This window comes from Shinella sedimenti (assembly GCF_022601905.1).
Taxonomy (GTDB): Bacteria; Pseudomonadota; Alphaproteobacteria; order Rhizobiales; family Rhizobiaceae; genus Shinella; species Shinella sedimenti.
Genome location: NZ_JAKVIN010000003.1, coordinates 38,269 through 55,308 on the forward strand (window position 1 = coordinate 38,269; position 17,040 = coordinate 55,308).

The 17,040-nt window shown below is 63.7% G+C and carries 19 protein-coding genes; 7 read left to right on the plus strand and 12 right to left on the minus strand.

Annotated features, from left to right (window positions below; all coding sequences use genetic code 11):
- Window positions 1-8 precede the first annotated feature (8 nt).
- The 8 genes from MKI86_RS07505 to MKI86_RS07540 form a co-directional block, all read right to left on the minus strand.
- The gene (locus tag MKI86_RS07505; protein WP_241599403.1) at window positions 9-1,019 is read right to left on the minus strand and encodes a type II secretion system F family protein; all 1,011 of its coding nucleotides are present in this window, start codon (window positions 1,017-1,019) and stop codon (window positions 9-11) included.
- Between the two features lie 16 nt (window positions 1,020-1,035).
- A complete protein-coding gene (locus tag MKI86_RS07510; protein ID WP_241599406.1) occupies window positions 1,036-2,514 on the minus strand; it encodes a TadA family conjugal transfer-associated ATPase in 1,479 nt (492 codons plus the stop codon).
- A gap of 36 nt (window positions 2,515-2,550) precedes the next feature.
- Window positions 2,551-3,834, minus strand: a complete 1,284-nt coding sequence (locus MKI86_RS07515; protein WP_241599409.1) for a CpaE/TadZ family protein — start codon at window positions 3,832-3,834, stop codon at window positions 2,551-2,553.
- Window positions 3,835-3,865: 31 nt separating this feature from the next.
- Window positions 3,866-4,558 (minus strand): CpaD family pilus assembly protein, encoded by a 693-nt coding sequence (locus tag MKI86_RS07520; RefSeq protein WP_241599411.1) that lies wholly within the window; start codon window positions 4,556-4,558, stop codon window positions 3,866-3,868.
- 47 nt (window positions 4,559-4,605) lie between these two features.
- Complete coding sequence (locus tag MKI86_RS07525; protein ID WP_370879916.1) at window positions 4,606-6,081, minus strand: type II and III secretion system protein family protein; 1,476 nt, start codon at window positions 6,079-6,081, stop codon at window positions 4,606-4,608.
- 18 nt (window positions 6,082-6,099) lie between these two features.
- Window positions 6,100-6,909, minus strand: a complete 810-nt coding sequence (gene cpaB, locus MKI86_RS07530; RefSeq protein WP_241599414.1) for a Flp pilus assembly protein CpaB — start codon at window positions 6,907-6,909, stop codon at window positions 6,100-6,102.
- A gap of 117 nt (window positions 6,910-7,026) precedes the next feature.
- Entirely contained in the window at window positions 7,027-7,533 is a 507-nt protein-coding gene (locus MKI86_RS07535) for an A24 family peptidase (RefSeq protein WP_241600652.1), read from the minus strand.
- Between the two features lie 98 nt (window positions 7,534-7,631).
- Entirely contained in the window at window positions 7,632-7,835 is a 204-nt protein-coding gene (locus MKI86_RS07540) for a Flp family type IVb pilin (RefSeq protein WP_241599417.1), read from the minus strand.
- Window positions 7,836-8,155: 320 nt separating this feature from the next.
- Between MKI86_RS07540 and MKI86_RS07545 the strand changes: the two genes are divergently transcribed.
- From MKI86_RS07545 to MKI86_RS07575, 7 genes are all read left to right on the plus strand, one after another.
- Window positions 8,156-8,572: a pilus assembly protein N-terminal domain-containing protein gene (locus tag MKI86_RS07545; protein ID WP_241599423.1), complete on the plus strand. Its 417-nt coding sequence runs from the start codon at window positions 8,156-8,158 to the stop codon at window positions 8,570-8,572.
- A gap of 121 nt (window positions 8,573-8,693) precedes the next feature.
- Window positions 8,694-9,284 carry a TadE/TadG family type IV pilus assembly protein gene (locus MKI86_RS07550; protein WP_241599426.1) on the plus strand — a complete coding sequence of 197 codons (591 nt, stop codon included), beginning with the start codon at window positions 8,694-8,696 and terminating at the stop codon, window positions 9,282-9,284.
- Between the two features lie 50 nt (window positions 9,285-9,334).
- On the plus strand, window positions 9,335-9,892 hold the full coding sequence (locus MKI86_RS07555; RefSeq protein ID WP_241599428.1) for a TadE/TadG family type IV pilus assembly protein: 558 nt from the start codon (window positions 9,335-9,337) through the stop codon (window positions 9,890-9,892).
- An 87-nt stretch (window positions 9,893-9,979) separates the two neighbouring features.
- Window positions 9,980-11,209 (plus strand): phosphopentomutase, encoded by a 1,230-nt coding sequence (locus tag MKI86_RS07560; protein WP_241600654.1) that lies wholly within the window; start codon window positions 9,980-9,982, stop codon window positions 11,207-11,209.
- A gap of 8 nt (window positions 11,210-11,217) precedes the next feature.
- Window positions 11,218-12,174 carry an adenosine deaminase gene (locus MKI86_RS07565; RefSeq protein ID WP_370879937.1) on the plus strand — a complete coding sequence of 319 codons (957 nt, stop codon included), beginning with the start codon at window positions 11,218-11,220 and terminating at the stop codon, window positions 12,172-12,174.
- A 103-nt stretch (window positions 12,175-12,277) separates the two neighbouring features.
- Window positions 12,278-12,907: a uracil phosphoribosyltransferase gene (gene upp, locus MKI86_RS07570; protein ID WP_241599432.1), complete on the plus strand. Its 630-nt coding sequence runs from the start codon at window positions 12,278-12,280 to the stop codon at window positions 12,905-12,907.
- 124 nt (window positions 12,908-13,031) lie between these two features.
- Window positions 13,032-13,571, plus strand: coding sequence for a TIGR02281 family clan AA aspartic protease (locus MKI86_RS07575; protein WP_241599435.1), 540 nt, complete (start codon window positions 13,032-13,034; stop codon window positions 13,569-13,571).
- On the opposite strand, the gene deoA is transcribed toward MKI86_RS07575, so the two are convergent.
- From deoA to MKI86_RS07595, 4 genes are read right to left on the minus strand one after another with little or no spacing between them, the layout of a single operon-like run.
- Window positions 13,561-14,874: a thymidine phosphorylase gene (gene deoA / locus MKI86_RS07580; RefSeq protein ID WP_241599437.1), complete on the minus strand. Its 1,314-nt coding sequence runs from the start codon at window positions 14,872-14,874 to the stop codon at window positions 13,561-13,563. The two genes, MKI86_RS07575 and deoA, sit on opposite strands and share 11 nt — an antisense overlap.
- Window position 14,875: 1 nt before the next feature.
- Window positions 14,876-15,676, minus strand: coding sequence for a purine-nucleoside phosphorylase (locus MKI86_RS07585; RefSeq protein WP_241599440.1), 801 nt, complete (start codon window positions 15,674-15,676; stop codon window positions 14,876-14,878).
- Window positions 15,673-16,065 carry a cytidine deaminase gene (locus MKI86_RS07590; RefSeq protein ID WP_241599442.1) on the minus strand — a complete coding sequence of 131 codons (393 nt, stop codon included), beginning with the start codon at window positions 16,063-16,065 and terminating at the stop codon, window positions 15,673-15,675. Before MKI86_RS07590 ends, MKI86_RS07585 begins: the two co-directional genes overlap by 4 nt.
- Window position 16,066: 1 nt before the next feature.
- Window positions 16,067-17,038, minus strand: coding sequence for an ABC transporter permease (locus MKI86_RS07595; RefSeq protein WP_241599445.1), 972 nt, complete (start codon window positions 17,036-17,038; stop codon window positions 16,067-16,069).
- Window positions 17,039-17,040 lie beyond the last annotated feature (2 nt).

Below are 17,040 nucleotides of genomic sequence, written 5' to 3' on the forward strand. Positions count from 1 at the left end.
CTGGGTTCCTAGATGTCGAAGTTGATCATGTTGCGCATCACGAGAATGCCGATGGACATCCACACGCCCGATATGCCGAGAATGAGATGGCCGCGGGGATCCTGGAACAGCACCATGATGTATTCCGGCGATGTCAGATAGACGAGCAGCGTTACGATGAAGGGCAGCGCCCCTATGATCGCTGCCGACGCCTTGGCTTCCATAGACAGCGCACCGACCTTGGCGCGCATCTTGCGCCGTTCGCGCAACACGCGCGACAGGTTGCCCAGCGCTTCGGAAAGGTTGCCGCCGGCCTGGCTCTGGATGGCGATGACGATGGCGAAGAAATTGACTTCCTGAAGCGGAATGCTCGTGAACATGCGCGCACAGGCATCCGACACGCTGAGGCCGACCTGCTGGCTTTCGACGATCTTGCGGAACTCGGTCCTGACCGGTTCCTGTCCTTCGGCCGCGATCAGCCGCAGCGCATCCGTCAGTGGAAGGCCGGACTTGATGGATCGCACCATCACGTCGAGCGCGTTGGGAAACTCCTCGAGGAACTTGTTCTGCCGGCGCTTGACGAGAAAGCCGATGAACCAGCGCGGAAGGCCGGCGCCGGCGATGAACGCGATGCCGAGGGCGACCAGCGGCCCCATGCCGCCGATGAGTGCGACGACGAAGGCGAAGACGCCGAAGATCGCGCTGAACACGTAAAACTTGGTCTCGGTGATCGACAGGCCCGCCTGGGACAGCCTGGCTTTCAGCGTCGTGGCGATCCGCTTGGATTGCTCCTGCTGCTTCTTTTCGAGGTCCTTCAGCGAATCCTGCACGGACCGGCGGCGCTTGGAAAGCTCCTGCACGCGGTCGCGCGCGGCCTTGGCCCGCGACTGGTCGGTCTCGGCGGACTGGACACGGCGCATCCGGCTTTCGGTCTTCTTCGCCGTCTCGATTCGCGAGAAGAGCAGGCCATAGGCAAGGCCGGCGGTGGAGAGTGCCGCCAGCGCGAAGATCGCCACGATGGTGATATCCATTCCGAACATCGCGTCTACCCGCCCCTTACGGCTTCTCCATCGCGTCGAGCGTTGCCGCCAAACGCTTGTCCTCGTTGAAGTAGCGGGCCCGATCCCAGAAATGCGGTTTGCCGATGCCGGTGCCGGTGTGCTTGCCGATGAGCCGCCCGTTGGCGTCCTCGCCCTGGATCTCGAAGCGCATCAGGTCCTGGGTCACGATGACGTCGCCTTCCATGCCCACCACTTCGGTAATGTGGGTGATGCGGCGCGAGCCGTCGCGCAGGCGCGAGGCCTGGATGATGATGTCGATGGAGCCGGCGATGATCTCGCGCACGGTCTTGGCGGGCAGCGTGTAGCCGCCCATGGCGATCATCGATTCCATACGCGAAAGGCATTCGCGCGGCGTGTTGGCGTGGATCGTGCCCATCGAACCGTCGTGGCCGGTGTTCATCGCCTGCAGGAGGTCGAAGACTTCTGGTCCGCGCACTTCGCCGACGATGATGCGTTCGGGGCGCATGCGCAGGCAGTTCTTGATGAGGTCGCGCATGGTGATCTCCCCCTCGCCTTCGATGTTCGGCGGGCGGGTTTCGAGACGCACGACATGCGGCTGCTGCAGCTGGAGTTCGGCCGAGTCCTCGCAGGTGATGACCCGCTCGTCCCGGTCGATATAGTTCGTCAAGCAGTTCAGCAGCGTCGTCTTGCCCGAGCCCGTACCGCCGGAGATGACAAGGTTGCAGCGCACGCGGCCGATGATCTGAAGAAGGGTCGCGCCCTCGGGCGTGATCGATCCGAACCGGACGAGCTGGTCGAGGGTCAGCTTGTCCTTCTTGAACTTTCGGATGGTGAGCGCCGTGCCGTCGATGGCGAGCGGCGGAGCGATGACGTTGACGCGCGAGCCGTCGGGAAGGCGCGCGTCGCAGATCGGGCTCGATTCGTCGACGCGGCGACCGACCTGGCTGACGATGCGCTGGCAGATGGAGAGAAGCTGGGCATTGTCGCGGAAGCGGATTTCCGATTCCTGCACCTTGCCGCCCACTTCGATATAGGTCTTGCCCGCACCGTTCACCATGATGTCGGCGATGTCGTCGCGCGCCAGAAGCGGCTCCAGCGGGCCGTAGCCGAGAACGTCGTTGCAGATGTCGTCGAGCAGTTCCTCCTGCTCGGAAATCGACATCGCGAAGTTCTTGATGGTGATGATGTCGTTGACGATATCGCGGATTTCCTCGCGCGCGCTTTCCGTGTCGAGCTTGGCAAGCTGCGACAGGTCGATCGTGTCGATCAGCGCTGAGAAGACCTGGCTTTTGGTATCGTAATAGTCTTCGGTGCGCGGCGTGCGACGACGCACGGCCGCGGCGGGTGCAGGACTGGGCGCGGCAACCGGCGACGGCTCTGCGACGGGTTGTGCGACAGCGGCGGCAACCGGCCGTTCCGCCGTCACGGTCGCGCCGGAGGCCGCACCGGCATGGGCCGTCTGGCCTGCCGTGCCGCTCTTGCCGAAGCCTTCATTTCCGCGTTTGCCGAACATTCCACTCATCCAGTCTGTTGCACCGCCCGTCCGGGCTTACTTGCGGCCGAGGAGACCCAGCATCTTGCCGATCCCGGCCTTCTTGGGCTTCTTCACCGTCGCGCGCCCCGTCACGAGATGGGCGATCTGCGAGAAGGTTTCCGCCGTCGGTGACTTGCGATCCATTTCCGCGATCATGCGTCCGCTGTTGGAGGCCGCGCCGAAGAGCTGGGCGTCGAACGGGATGATGGCGACGGGCTCCACGCCAAGTGGCTCGCAGAAGTCGGAGGGCGAGATCTCCGGCCGTTTCGGCAGGCCGACCTGATTGAGGATCAGGTGCGGTGGCTTGTCGTTGGGCCTCAGCTTCTTCAGCGCGTCGAGCATGTTCTTGGCGTTGCGAAGGTTGGCGAGATCGGGAACGGCGGTGATGACCAGCTCGTCCACTTCCGAAAGCAGCGTGCGCGTCCATTCCGACCACGCATGCGGCACGTCGAGCACGGTGACCGGCGCGCTGCGCTGAAGCACTTCGAGGATCGGCTGGAACGAGCCGCGCTCGAGGTCATAGCCGCGGTCGAGCATGGAGGGTGCGGCCAGCAGGGAGAGATGCTGCGAGCACTTGGCGAGCAGACGATCCAGGAAAACCTCGTCGAGGCGATCGGGCGCATAGATCGCCTCGGATATCCCCTGCGGCGGATCCTGGTCGAAGTCGATATTGGCGGTGCCGTAGGGCAGATCGAGATCGGCCAGAATGACTTCGGTCTGGAACAGGTTCGAAATGTCGAAGGCGCAATTGTGCGCGATCGTCGAGGAGCCGCAGCCGCCCTTGGCGCCGATGAAGGCGACGCTGCGCCCGAGCGGCTCGGCATCGGGATCGACGAAGATCGCCGACATGGCGGCCAGCACGTCGGCCATGCCGACGGGGCCCACCATATATTCCGAGATGCCGTTGCGGATAAGCTCGCGGTAGAGCGGGATGTCGTTGTAGCGGCCGACGATGATGACCTTGGTGCTGGGATCGCAGACCTCGGCAAGCGGCGCCAGCTCCTCCATGATATCGCCGGGCTGCGCGGACGTTTCAAGGATCAGCAGGTTCGGAGTCGGCGCGGAGGCGAACATGTTGGCCGCCGCCGCGATGCTGGCGCTCGATATCTTCAGGCTCACCTTGGCCAGGCGCCGGTCCTGCGCGCAGCGTTCCATGGTGCGCAGCATCGCCTCGCTCTCGCAGAAGGCGTGGACCGAGATGCGCGGCAGCGGGCGCATCGCTTCCAGCTCCGCCGGACGGATCGCGTCATCCGCCTCGTCCGCGGCATCGTTCTTGAAAGTGTAGTCGACCGTGCTCATGGCGTTACCTGGCTTGGAGACGCAAGCAGCGTCAGTTCATTTCTCTAAGTTCGGTATAGGAGTCGCGATAGCGCTTCATGGCATTGCCACGCTGGGTCGCGTCGGCCGGGGTCATGCGGCGCGGACCGAGCAGATCGTTGGGGTCGGCGATCTGGGCCGCAAGGTTGTTCTGCTGGGCGCAACCGAAGTTATGATAGTTCTTGTTCCCGTATGTGTTGATCAGCAGGTCCTCCGGCCACTGGCCGCAGGCCGGCGTCGAGGCCGTGATGGCGAAGTAGCTAAGGCGGATCGGCGCCGCTTCGGCCGGGTCGGCGGCGGTGTAGCTCTCGACGATCACCTTGCTTGCGGGAACGCCCTGGCGCGTGACGAGCTTGCGGATATGTCGGCTGGTCACGGCGGCTGCCGCGTCGTTGCGGGCACCGTGCGGCACGATGATACGGAACGTGCCCGACGTGCTGGAGGTGTAGCCATCAGCGAAGCCGGCGATCACCTCGGCCTGGCCGCGCGTCAGTTGTGTTGCGCCGGTCGCGATCGGGATATCGATGGTCTTCTCCTGCTCGCCCACCACGATCGGGTGGCGTGTGCGGTAGTCGTCCGGCAGCGAACCGGTCGTCGTGGCATCCCGGTTGGCGCAGCCTGAGGCGACCGCGACCAGCGCCGCCATCGCGAACAGGGTAACGGCTCGTCCGGGGTTAAGACGCCCGGTGCGGTTCGTGGAGTGCATTTCGTTTGCCATCGGCTGGGCCCGTCCCTTTTTCACGTCGCACCCGTTCACTTGTAGATGAAGCCAACGCTGCCTTCGTAGCGCTGGGCGGGCAGGTTGCTCTTCCTGCCGTAGATCTGGTTGACCTGGCCGAGGAAGACGCTCGCCGCGTCATTGGCCGGATTGAAATTGTCGTCCGGCCGCGCCAGCGCGTTGCGGTTGACCGGCTTCACGAGATAGGGCGTGGCGATGATCACCAGCTCGGTCTCGTTGCGTTCGATGGTTTTTTGCCGGAACAGCGCGCCGAAGATCGGAACCTTCGAGGCGACCGGTGTGCCGTTCATGCTCTGCTGCACGTCGTCACGGATGAGACCGGCAAGCGCGATGGAGCCTCCGGAAGGCAATTCGACAACGGTTTCGGCATCGCGGCGGCGATATTCGGCGCTTGTTGCGCCGGCAACCGGCTCGGAAACCTTCGTCTGGATGCGCAGGCTGATGCGTCCCGAGGACAGCACCGTCGGTGTGAAGCCGAGCGAAATGCCATATTGATAGGTCGTCGTCGTATAGCCGCCGTCGCCATCGCGAACCGCATAGAGCCGCTCACCGCCCGAATTGAATGTAGCCGCCTGGCCGGAAACCGCCGTAAGCGTCGGCTCGGCCAGGGTGCGGATCGCCTTTGCCTGTTCCAGCGCATTGACGACGGCATCGATGCCGAGCTTGCCGACATTGCCGGAAATCGCGCCGCTCAATCCGCTCGCCGCGCTGTTGAAGGAGAGCACGTCGAGGTTGGAGCCTGACGCGCCGGCGACGCGGCTGAACGTATTGTCGAAGCCGAGCTGCTTGAGAACCTCGCGGCGGATTTCCGCAACGGTAACCTTCAGCGTCACCTGGTCCTCGCCCTGGACCTGCAGCATGTTCACGACCTGCGAGGCCTGGCGTCCTTCGCCGAAGATCGCCGCGTCGCCGTTGTTGCCCTGGGACACGACCGTTCGCGTGGTCGCCTCGCCGCCCTTGAGGAAGATCTGCGCGAGGTTGACGGCCTGCGTGGCATCCTGCGGCGTGCGCACACTGCCGCTCAGGACGATATTGTCCGAGATGATCTCCACCTGAATATCCGAATCCGGGATGAAGCGCCGCAGGTTCGCCTGAAGGCTGGAGACGTCACGCTCGACATTGAGGTCGATGCTGACGATTTCCTCGCCGCCGGGGCCGAAGACGAAGATGTTGGTCTGGCCGACTTCCTTGCCGAACAGATAGATGCGGCGCGACGTGCGCGTCACGGCATCCGCCTTCACCGGGTCGGCGACGAGAATGTCATGCGCGTCGGAGGGCAGGTCGATGACGACGGCCTTGTTGAGGCCGAGACTGATCGTCTTGCGCGCGCCCGGGCCGGCATTCTGGATGCGGATGATCGACGCGCTGGCCGCCTCGGCCGTGGCGATGACCTGGCCCGTCAGCATGGCGGCAGGCAGACCCGAAAAAGCCAGGCAGAATGTCAGTCCGCCGGCGACAGAAGCCCGAAAAGTCTTTGAGAGTGCGAACACGGGTCAGCTCCTGATCATTTACTGCGCTTCGGACGCATTGCCGTTGACGATCTTGCCGGTCTTGATCACCTGCACCTGCGGCACGCCATCGGCGCCGCTGAGCAGGTAGTCGGCCGCGCCCGTATCGGGCTCCTGGGCATCGGCGACGCTACGCAGCGCAAGCGACAGCCGTTCGGCCATCTGCTGGGCGACGCTCATCACCTTCGCCTGGTCCGGTGTGAGTTCGAGTGTGGCGGTGGTGCCCAGCACGGTCTTGGATCCGTCCGGGTTTTCCTGGATCTGCTGGTCGATGGCCAGCACGCGCACGTTGGACAGCACGTTTTCCGTCAGAAAGTTGCCGGTGCTGCTCTTGCGCACCATGATGACATCGACGCGGTCGTTCGGCAGGATGAAGCCGCCGGCGCCGGTTGCCACGGTGATCTCGGTTGCGACCGCGCGTTTGCCCGCGGGCAGCAGGGAAGACATGATGCGGCTGGAGGAATCGACGATCTTTTCCTGGCGAACCGGCTCGCCGTTGAAGATCGGCATGCGGGCGATGGCGCCCTCGAGCGTCTGGATCGCGTCCGGCCGGCTCTGCTCGGTGATGAAACCCTCGACAACGGAGCCTTTCGGCCAGTCGGCCCAGGCGACGGAGTTCGCATTGAGGCGCGTGCCGACGGGCAGGCTTTCGGTGGCGACCAGAACCTTGACGGTCGGTTCGCGCTCCAGGACCGTCTGGGTCTCGACGACCGAGACACCACCCTTGCGCGCGACCTGCAGCGCAAGAAAACCTGCGACGCCGGCCGACACGACGGCCACTGCCAGAATGATGATTCGCGCGGGTTTCATGTGGTTTTCCTGAGCTGCGGACTCTTCTATCCGCCGACATTGCCCGGGAAAGGTATAATTATGGTTAATAGTCGCCTTACGCTTATGGTTAACGATCGGTTAACGGCGTTGCGACCTTTAGTTGCCGAGGGCGGCGAGCATGAGCGGCGAGGAGGGGTAGGCCATGAATGCACCGACGCCGATGGCAATGCCGTAAGGGATCTTCTTCGCCATGACGAGTGAATCCGGCACAGGAAGGCCGCTGGCCAGGATCGTGTTGGTGTGCGCCCGCAAGGAGAGGATTGCCAGGGTCAGGACACCGCCGAGGAACGAGACATAGACAAGGAATTCGAACAGCGAGAAGGTCAGGCCAAACCACACCGCGCTTGCGGTCAGAAGCTTCGCATCACCGCCGCCCATCACATTGAAGGCGAAAAGGGCGAAGCAAACTGAAAAGATGATCGCGCCGGCTGCGAGATGCGTCGCAATCTCCGCCAGGCCCAACCCGGCAACAGGGGCCACGAGCAAGAACGACGCGAGAAGGATGGCCGAGACCCGGTTGGGAATGAGCATCGTCAAAAAGTCGGAACAGGCCGCAACAGCAAGGCAAAGCGGGAAAACCACGAAGATGATTGCTTGAGTCATGGTCGCCTCTATTTGACTGACAGATTTAGGAAAATTAAATCCGAAAGCAGAAAGCCGCCTTTGCTTGAAAGGCGGCTTTCTCGTCAAGTACGTTTCGATTACTTGGTGGGGGCGGCGTTGGTCGTGCCGTCCGCGGCAATGTTCATTTTCTTCGACAGACCCGTGAACTGGTTGTTCAGCGAGCCGCCGAGTGCACTGGCGCCGGCAATCAGGGCGACGGAAATCAGGGCTGCGATCAGGCCGTATTCGATGGCGGTTGCGCCCGATTCGTCCTTCATAAGGCGAGCGAAAATCTTGGTCATGGTATTCTCCTAGCTCCACGATGTTGGTTCAGCACGTCCGCCAACTGTTTCCGTTGTTCGGATGACTGCAACCTACAGGCTCGCCATTTCCATCGACTTAAGGAAGTGAGTTAATATTTCCTTGCCGCGGTCCCGCCGGAATTATGGTCAAAAAATGGTTGATGGGGCTTTTCATATAGTTTTTGGCTCCGGATGGCCCGATAATGAACGGAAGTGCCGAAAAACGCGGAAGTTGAGTGGGTTCGGATCGCACCGCGTTTAAGCCTTCATTTACCATTCGCGGCGATGCTACCCATGCCTTATCTTCGGGATGACTGTTTATGGGACGCCACCGCACCTTCGCCGTTCACGCTGCAAAGCTTGTAACGGCTGCTTCACTCCTGCTCTCGGCCGGCGGCTCCGCCATGGCCCAGGAGCAGCTGATGCGCGTCTATATGGATCACGCCCGCGTGCTGAGGCTGGACCGGCCGGTCAGCAAGGTCATCATCGGCGATGCCGAAGTGGCCGATGCCACGGTCGCCGATGCCAAGACGATCGTCATCACGGGACGCAGTTTCGGAACGACCAATCTGGTTCTACTGGATGCCGACGGCAACGCCATCGTTGACGAGCGTATCCTCGTTTCTATCGACGAGGGCAACACGGTGCGTGTGTTCCGTCAGACGGAGCGGTCGGTTCTCTCATGCACGCCGAACTGCGAGGAGCACGTTTCCCGCAACAAGGCGGCCGGCAACTGATAACTGTATCGTGCCAGCGTGCGAAACCGGGAAACCTTTCAAGTCTTCGTCGCCGCACACACGAAAAATAAACAGTCTGCCTTCTATTCTGACACGATCTGGGATTTTGGAACGGATCGCGATGTCGCTCGATCAGGATATATCCAGCCGCCGACAGCCCATGAAGGGGCTGTTGAAGCGCTTCTACCGTCGCCGCGACGGCGCGACCGCGATCGAATTCGCTATCCTTGCCATCCCTTTTTTCGTGATGATCTTCGCGTCGCTTGAAACCTTCGTGGCATTCACGGGTGAACAGCTTCTCGCCAATGCGACCGAAAACATGGCGCGCAAGATCCGCACCGGCCAGATCAAGCCGGGATATTCGGAGAAAGATTTCCGGAAGCAGTTCTGCGAAGAGATCAGCATCCTCATGCCCTGCTCGGCCAAGGAAATCGATACGCCGGACAAACTGCTTCTCGATGTCCGCAGCTTTGAAAAATATACGGATATCCCGAAGGCGGTTCCTCTCGCCGATTCCGACATCGATACGAGATCTTTCAAGTTCGCGCCGGGCGGCAAGAAGACGATCAACATCGTCCGCGCCTATTACCGGTGGGATGTCATCACCGATCTCGTGCGCCCGCTGCTCTCCAACATCAAATCGGCGAACGGCTCCCGGCAGAACTACTTGATGATCGCCACGGCAGTCGTCCAGAACGAGGATTATCCTTGATGACCGGGATTGTTTCTCGCGTGTTTACTCGCAGGGGTGAAGCCCGGTCGATGGGGGGCGTACTGTTGCGCTTGCGCCGCTTTGTCGACGATCGCCGGGGTGTCGGCGCCATCGAATTCGCGATCGTCGCGCCGCTGCTGATCATCACCTATATCGGCGCCTTCGAAATCTCCGTCGCCGTTTCCATGTCGCGCAAAATCAGCCGTGCCTCCAGCACCGTCTCCGATCTCCTGACCCGCAGCGAGAACACCACGAAGGCTGTCCTCGACAGCATGAAGGATGTCACGCGCAACGTCATCACGCCCTTCACGCAGGACGGTTATACGCTGAAGATCACCGGTGTCGCCATCGATGCTGGCGGCAATGCGACGGTGGCCTGGTCGCGTGATCAGAATGCCGCGACGCCCTATGCCAAGGGCAGCACGGTCACATTGCCGCCGGACATCGCGGTGAAGGACGCCTTCATCGTGCGCACGGAATACACCGTGCCGCACAAGATCCTGCTGATGGCGCCGGGATTGAGTTCGCATATCAACAACATCACGCTCGGCAAGACGAGTTACTTCCGCAAGCGTGCAGGCGAGAAGATCACCTGCACCGATTGCTGACGCTATCCGTTTCACCGCGCGATTTCGCTTGAACCGCCTGTCATGGCCGTGTCATGTCACCCGAATGCGGGCGGATAGTGGGTGACCATGGCAAGAGCCTTTCTCTTTGTTCTCGATTCCTTCGGCATCGGCGGCGGCCCGGATGCGGCCGCGTTCGGTGACCTCGGTGCCGACACGCTCGGGCATATCGCGGAATTCTGCGCTGCCGGTGCCGGCGACCGGCAGGGGCTGCGTCAGGGCCCGCTGAAGCTTCCCAACATGTCGGCACTCGGTCTGCTGCATGCCGCGCGCGCGGCGACGGGCAGCTTTCCCATCGGCATGGAGGTGCCGCAACGCGTCTTCGGTTATCACGGCGCGGCCAGCGAGGTCTCAAACGGCAAGGACACGCCGTCGGGTCACTGGGAAATCGCCGGCACGCCCGTTACCTTCGACTGGGGTTACTTTCCCGCCGAGGGTGATGCTTTCGAACCGGATCTGGTCGCGGCCATCCGTGTGGCCGGCAAGGTGCCTGGCATCCTCGGCAACTGCCATGCGTCGGGCACGGATATCATTGCGCGCCATGGCCTCGAGCATATGCGCACCGGCAAGCCCATCTGCTACACCTCGATGGATTCCGTCTTCCAGGTCGCCGCGCATGAGGGGACCTTCGGGCTGGAGCGGCTGCTTGCCTTCTGCGAAACCGTGCGGAAGATCCTAGACGAGCGGCCGGGCGGGCGCATCGGGCGGGTCATTGCGCGTCCCTTCGTCGGCGAAAGCCCGGAGCATTTCAGACGCACCGGAAACCGTCGCGATTATTCCGTGCCGCCGCCGGAACTGACCCTGCTCGACAGGCTGACGGAGGCCGGCCGCACGGTGCACGCCGTGGGCAAGATCGGCGATATCTTCGCCCATCAGGGCATCGGCACACTGACCAAGGCCGACGGCAACATGGCGCTGCTCGACGCGACGCTGCGCGTGATGGACGAGGCGAAGGACGGCGATCTCGTCTTCACCAATTTCGTCGATTTCGACATGCTCTACGGCCATCGCCGTGACGTCGCCGGCTACGCGGCGGCGCTCGAGGCCTTCGATCGGCGCCTGCCGGAGGTGGACCGCAAGCTGAAGCCGGGCGATCTCGTCATCCTGACGGCCGATCATGGCTGCGACCCCACCTGGCGCGGCACCGACCACACGCGCGAGCGTGTGCCGATCCTGAGCTTCGGACCCGGCATCCGTTCCCGGCTGATCGAGACCCGCACCACCTTCGCCGATATCGGTGAAAGCATCGCCCGCCATCTCGGCATCGCGCCCGGCAAGCATGGACGGAGTTTTCTGTGACGACATCCATGCCCAAGGCCGAACTGCACTGCCATATCGAAGGCGCCACGTCGCCCGCGCTCGCGCTGTCGCAGGCCGCGCGCTACGGCATCGATACGTCCGCCTTCATCCGCGACGGCGCCTATGCCTGGCAGGATTTCACGAGCTTCGTGCAAAGCTACGACGCGACCGCCAACCTCTTCCGCACGGAGGAGGATTACGCGCTGCTTGCCGAAACCTACCTGACGGAGATCGCGCAGGCCGGCGCCATCTACAGCGAACTGATCGTTTCGCCGGACCAGGGCGACGCGATCGGGATCGGGGCGGACGCCTATATCAGCGGCCTCGCCGAGGGGGCGCAACGGGCGAGGGCGAAAACCGGTATCGAGACGCGGTTCATCATCGTCGGCATCAGGCATTTCGGGCCGGAGCGCGTGGTAAAAGCCGCGGAATATGCCGCGCGCCGGCCCCATCCGCTGATAACGGGCTTCAACCTTGCCGGCGAGGAGCGCATGCACCGCGTGGCGGATTTCGCCCGCGCCTTCGATATCGCCCGTGACGCGGGCCTCGGCATCACGATCCACGCGGGCGAGCTCTCGGGCGCCTTCAGCGTGCGCGATGCGCTCGATCATGTCCGCCCGTCGCGCATCAGCCACGGCGTGCGCGCCATCGAGGACGCCGATCTCGTAAGGCGGCTGGCCGAAGAGGGCGTGGTGCTGGAGGTCTGCCCGGGCTCCAATGTGGCGCTCGGCGTCTTCCCGGATTTCGAGAGCCATCCGCTGCGCGCCCTGCACGCGGCCGGCGTGCGTGTCACGCTCAACTCGGACGATCCGCCCTTCTTCCACACCTCGCTTGCCCGCGAATACGAGGTTGCCTCCACCGTGATGGGCTTCAGCGATGTAGAAATCCTCGGCATGACGCGGACGGCGATCGAGGCGGCCTTTGTCGACGAGCCCACGCGCCAGAGGCTTCTGGCAGCACTTTGAGGCAAGCCGGCTGGGGATGTTGCCTGGCTCCCGCTGTCTTCACTTGCGGGCCTGCGCCGTTCCGTGGAAAAAGAAGCGTTCAGATATTTTCGGAAGGTTGGCCATGGACGGCGTCACAGTCATCGATCACCCGCTCGTGCAGCACAAGCTGACCATCATGCGCAAGGAGGAGACGTCGACCGGCAGTTTCCGCCGCCTGCTGCGCGAAATCTCCACGCTGCTCTGTTATGAAGTCACGCGCGACCTGGAACTGACGACCGCACGCATCAAGACGCCGCTCGAGGAGATCGATGCGCCGGTGCTGGAAGGCAAGAAGCTCGTCTTCGCCTCCATCCTGCGCGCCGGCAACGGCCTGCTCGAAGGCATGCTGGAACTGGTGCCGTCGGCCCGCGTCTCCCATATCGGCGTCTACCGCGATCACGAGACGCTGGAAGCGGTCGAATATTTCTTCAAGGCGCCTGATAGCATCGACGAACGCCTCGTCATCGTGGTCGATCCGATGCTGGCGACCGGAAATTCGGCAATCGCAGCCATCGATACGTTGAAGAGCCGCGGCGCGACGAACATCCGCTTCCTCTGCCTGCTGGCGGCGCCGGAGGGCATCAAGAGCTTCCGGGCGCATCACCCCGACGTGCCTGTCTATACCGCGTCCATCGACCGCCAGCTCAATGAAAAGGGCTATATCGTGCCCGGCCTCGGCGATGCCGGTGATCGCATGTACGGCACGAAGTAGGCGTTAACCGCCGCTTTACCAAGTCGAGCGAAGATCGTGGAGAGGGGTGCCGTCAGGCGCCCCTTTTTGCCGTCCGTTAGCCGATGCTGTGCTAGTTCGGGACAAGTTGTTCCGGAGACCGGCCATGTTCGTTCGAAGCCTCGTCCTTCTTGTCGGCGGCGTGCTTGCCGCCGCGGCCTTCGTGCCAGACCTTGCCAGCCGTTATGTCGGCGAAACGCAGACCCCGACGCCCGAGGCCAGGGTGGAAACCGCTTCGGTGCAGCCGGGGCAGGATGCCGCGCGCTATACCGGAAACCGCAGCGCCACGATCAACGCCGATGCGGGCGGCCATTTCACCGGTCTTTTCGCCATCAATGGCCGCAAGGAACAGGGCATGATCGATACGGGCGCCAGCATGGTCGCCCTCAATGTCTCGACCGCCCAGCGCCTCGGCATCGACAGGGCCGATCTCGACTTCCGCTACGCCGTGGATACCGCGAACGGCAAGGCGCGCGCGGCTTACATCCGTCTTGACAAGGTCGAAATCGGCCCGGTGCGCATGGACAATGTCGGCGCCATGGTTCTCGATGACAAGGCGCTATCAGGCACGCTGATCGGCATGAGCTTTCTGAAGGGTCTCTCGTCCTACCGGGTCGAGGACGGCAAGCTGCACCTCACGCGCTGATGCGCGACAGGATCTCGGCTGCCGGCGCCGCTGGCTCGGGGTTTATCCGGTAGAGCGCCGTCAGCCGTTCTGCCGCACGGTCGGCATCTGCGTCGGTTGCCGCGTGAACGCGAGAGATTATTTCGCCCTTCTCCACTTTCGCACCCAGCGGCAGAAGGCCGTCGAAGCCCACCCGGTGGTCAATGACGTCATCCGGCCGGCTGCGCCCGCCACCCAGTTCGATGACGGCCAAGCCGATGCCGCGGGTGTCGCAGGCGGCGAGATAACCGGCCTGCGGTGCTGCCACCGGCCGGATGACGGGTGCGGCGACAAGATGTCGATCCGCCCTGTCCAGGAGATCGGCGGGCCCGCCAAGCGCGTGCACCATGCGCGCGAAGGTCTCGGCCGCCGCACCGCTCGCCAGCACCCCGGCCGCCTTGGCTGACGCGACCTCGACATTCGTTTCCAGACCTGATGACACGAGCATTTCCGCCGCGAAGGCGAGCACGGTCCGCTCGAGCCGCGTGCCGGCCTTCTCACCCTTCAGGAAGGCGATGCAGTTGGCGATCTCGAGCGCATTGCCGGCGGCGTCCGCCAGCGGCTGGTTCATGTCGGTGATGAGCGCGGTGGTGCGGACACCGGCGCCATTGGCCACCTCGACCAGCGCATGCGCCAGGCTTTCCGCCTCGGCGGTATCCGTCATGAAAGCGCCATTGCCGACCTTGACGTCGAGCACGAGGGACTGGAGCCCGGCCGCGAGCTTCTTGGAAAGGATGGAGGCGGTAATCAGCGGCACGGAATCGACCGTCGCCGTCACGTCGCGGATGGCATAGACGCGCTTGTCGGCGGGGGCGAGATCGCCGGTCTGGCCGATGATCGCGCAGCCGACATCCTTCACGGTTCGGCGGAAGCGTTCCGCCGAGGGCATGATCGTATAGCCCGGGATCGATTCCAGCTTGTCGAGCGTGCCGCCTGTATGACTGAGCCCGCGCCCGGAGATCATCGGCACGGCAAGCCCGCAGGCGGCGGCGATGGGAGCCAGCATCAGCGAGACATTGTCGCCGACGCCGCCCGTCGAATGCTTGTCGGCAATCGGCCGGTCGATGTCGGGCCAGTCGAGCACATCGCCGGAATCGCGCATGGCAAGCGTCAGGGCGACTGTCTCGTCGCGCGTCATCCCGTTGAACCAGACCGCCATGGCGAGCGCGGCGACCTGTCCCTCGGACACGCTGCCCTCCGTCACGCCGGCAATGAAGGCGGCGATTTCCTCTTGAGAGAGCGCGTCACCGTTGCGCTTGCGGCGGATCGTCTCCTGCGGCAGCATCTCAGCCGCCGCCGGCGATCATTTCGGCCAGGATGGCCGCAAGCCGCTTGCCGCCGATGGGCGCCATGTCCTTCGTCTCATGGTGGCTGAGCTCATCGCCCGTCATGCCCGCACCGAAATTGGTGATGACCGAGGCGGCGGCGACCTTCAGGCCAAGATGACGCGCGATCAGCACCTCCGGCACGGTGGACATGCCCACGGCGTCGGCGCCGAGCACGCGCGCCATGCGGATTTCGGCCGGCGTCTCGAAGCTCGGACCGGAGAACCACATATAGACGCCGTTCGAGAGCGGGATATCGAGTGTCTGTGCTGCCGCCTCCATGCGGGCCGCGAGATCGGCGTCATAGGCATTGGTCATGCCGACGAAACGGTCGTCGCCGTCGAGGCCGACAAGCGGGTTGGTGCCGGAGAAGTTGATGTGGTCGGAAATCCGCATCACCGAGCCGGGCGGCATGTCGTCGCGCAGCGATCCGGCCGAGTTGGTGAGAACGAGTTCGGTGACGCCCAGCCCCTTCAGCACCTCGAGCGGCGCGCGCATGGCATTGGCGTCGCCGCGCTCATAGTAGTGCACGCGGCCCGACAGCATGATGACGGGCACGGCCCCGAGATAGCCGATGACCATCTCGCCGGCATGGCCGGACACCGAACTGACGGGAAAGCTCGGCAGGTCCGCATAGGGAATGCGGATGGCGTTCTCGACGGCATCCACGAGCGAGCCCAGGCCGGAGCCGAGTACGATGCCGTAGCGCGGTGCGACGCCGCCGAGCCGGGCCAGCAGAAGGTCTGTTGCCGCGCCGCTCATCCGATCACGTCCGTGCTGAAGCCGTGCGGCAGGAGTTCTTCCATGGTCATGGTCTTCTTCACGCCGGTCTCGTCGCACAGATAGATCGGCGTCGTCGCGCTGGCGAACTCCGCAATCTTCTGCCGGCAGCCGCCGCAGGGCGGGCAGAGCGGCAGCTTTTCGGCGATCACGGCCATCTCGACGATCTTCTTCGCGCCGCCCATGATCATCTGACTGATGGCGGTGGGCTCGGCGCACCAGCCCTGCGGGAAGGACAGGTTCTCGATATTGGCGCCGGCATAGATCTTTCCGTCCTCGGCGCGGATCGCCGCGCCCACGGGGAACTTGGAATAGGGGGCATGCGCAAAGGCCATCGCCGCACGCGCCGCCTCGAACAGGTCATGGGACATTCTAGCGCTCCTTCACATAGGGCACGCCGCCGGCCTTCGGCGGAATGGCCTTGCCGATGAAGCCTGCAAGCAGGATCACGGTGAGGATATAGGGCAGTGCCTGCATCAACTGTACCGGCACCTTGCCGATCAGCGGGAAGGGATAGCCCTGGTAGCGGATGGCGAAGGCATCGAGGAAGCCGAAGAGCAGGCAGGCGAAGAGAATGTTTTTCGGCCGCCACTTGGCGAAGATCAGCGCGGCGAGCGCGATATAGCCCTTGCCGGCCGTCATGCCCTTGGTAAAGCCGGCGCCGGCGGCAAGCGACAGATAGGCGCCGGCGATGCCGCACAGGATGCCGCAGCAGATCACGCCGCGGTAGCGCAGCCAGATCACCGAAATGCCGGCCGTATCGACGGCCCCCGGATTTTCACCGACGGCGCGCAGGCGCAGGCCAAAGCGTGTGCGGTAGAGGATCCACCAGCTGACCGGCACCATCAGGAAGGCGAGATAGGTGAGCGGCGAATGGCCCGAGAGCAGGCCGGAATAGAGCGGTCCGAGGATCGGCACGTCGCGCACGGCATCGGCGAAGGGCAGCGTGACCGTGCCGAAGCGGCCGTCCGCCGAAAGGGCAGGCGTGCGCCCGCCCTGCCGGAACCACGCCTCGCCGAGGATGACGGTGGAGCCCGCCACAACGAAGTTGATCGCGACGCCCGAGACGATCTGGCTGCCGCGCTGGGTGATCGAGGCGTAGCCATGCACCAGCGAGAGCAGAACCGAGACGAGCACCGCGGCAAGCAGGCCCATATAGACCGACTGGCTGATATAGGCGACGCAGCCGGCGGCGAATGCCGCCCCCAGCATCTTGCCTTCCAGCCCGATGTCGAAAATGCCGGCGCGTTCGGTGAAGAGGCCGGCCAGCGCGGCGAGGATCAGCGGCGTGGAGAGACGAACGGTCGATTGCGCCAGCTCGATGAAGACCTGAAAGACATCCATGC

What these genes read in the sequence shown, in the direction of transcription:
- MKI86_RS07510 (WP_241599406.1), bottom strand. Translation starts at nt 2,514, where the DNA reads ATGTTCGGCAAACGCGGAAATGAAGGCTTCGGCAAGAGCGGCACGGCA.
- MKI86_RS07565 (WP_370879937.1), top strand. Translation starts at nt 11,218, where the DNA reads ATGCCCAAGGCCGAACTGCACTGCCATATCGAAGGCGCCACGTCGCCC.
- MKI86_RS07575 (WP_241599435.1), top strand. Translation starts at nt 13,032, where the DNA reads ATGTTCGTTCGAAGCCTCGTCCTTCTTGTCGGCGGCGTGCTTGCCGCC.
- MKI86_RS07595 (WP_241599445.1), bottom strand. Translation starts at nt 17,038, where the DNA reads ATGGATGTCTTTCAGGTCTTCATCGAGCTGGCGCAATCGACCGTTCGT.
- MKI86_RS07590 (WP_241599442.1), bottom strand. Translation starts at nt 16,065, where the DNA reads ATGTCCCATGACCTGTTCGAGGCGGCGCGTGCGGCGATGGCCTTTGCG.
- MKI86_RS07545 (WP_241599423.1), top strand. Translation starts at nt 8,156, where the DNA reads ATGGGACGCCACCGCACCTTCGCCGTTCACGCTGCAAAGCTTGTAACG.
- cpaB (WP_241599414.1), bottom strand. Translation starts at nt 6,909, where the DNA reads ATGAAACCCGCGCGAATCATCATTCTGGCAGTGGCCGTCGTGTCGGCC.
- MKI86_RS07560 (WP_241600654.1), top strand. Translation starts at nt 9,980, where the DNA reads ATGGCAAGAGCCTTTCTCTTTGTTCTCGATTCCTTCGGCATCGGCGGC.
- deoA (WP_241599437.1), bottom strand. Translation starts at nt 14,874, where the DNA reads ATGCTGCCGCAGGAGACGATCCGCCGCAAGCGCAACGGTGACGCGCTC.
- MKI86_RS07515 (WP_241599409.1), bottom strand. Translation starts at nt 3,834, where the DNA reads ATGAGCACGGTCGACTACACTTTCAAGAACGATGCCGCGGACGAGGCG.
- MKI86_RS07535 (WP_241600652.1), bottom strand. Translation starts at nt 7,533, where the DNA reads ATGACTCAAGCAATCATCTTCGTGGTTTTCCCGCTTTGCCTTGCTGTT.
- MKI86_RS07585 (WP_241599440.1), bottom strand. Translation starts at nt 15,676, where the DNA reads ATGAGCGGCGCGGCAACAGACCTTCTGCTGGCCCGGCTCGGCGGCGTC.
- upp (WP_241599432.1), top strand. Translation starts at nt 12,278, where the DNA reads ATGGACGGCGTCACAGTCATCGATCACCCGCTCGTGCAGCACAAGCTG.
- MKI86_RS07550 (WP_241599426.1), top strand. Translation starts at nt 8,694, where the DNA reads ATGTCGCTCGATCAGGATATATCCAGCCGCCGACAGCCCATGAAGGGG.
- MKI86_RS07505 (WP_241599403.1), bottom strand. Translation starts at nt 1,019, where the DNA reads ATGTTCGGAATGGATATCACCATCGTGGCGATCTTCGCGCTGGCGGCA.
- MKI86_RS07540 (WP_241599417.1), bottom strand. Translation starts at nt 7,835, where the DNA reads ATGACCAAGATTTTCGCTCGCCTTATGAAGGACGAATCGGGCGCAACC.
- MKI86_RS07520 (WP_241599411.1), bottom strand. Translation starts at nt 4,558, where the DNA reads ATGCACTCCACGAACCGCACCGGGCGTCTTAACCCCGGACGAGCCGTT.
- MKI86_RS07555 (WP_241599428.1), top strand. Translation starts at nt 9,335, where the DNA reads ATGGGGGGCGTACTGTTGCGCTTGCGCCGCTTTGTCGACGATCGCCGG.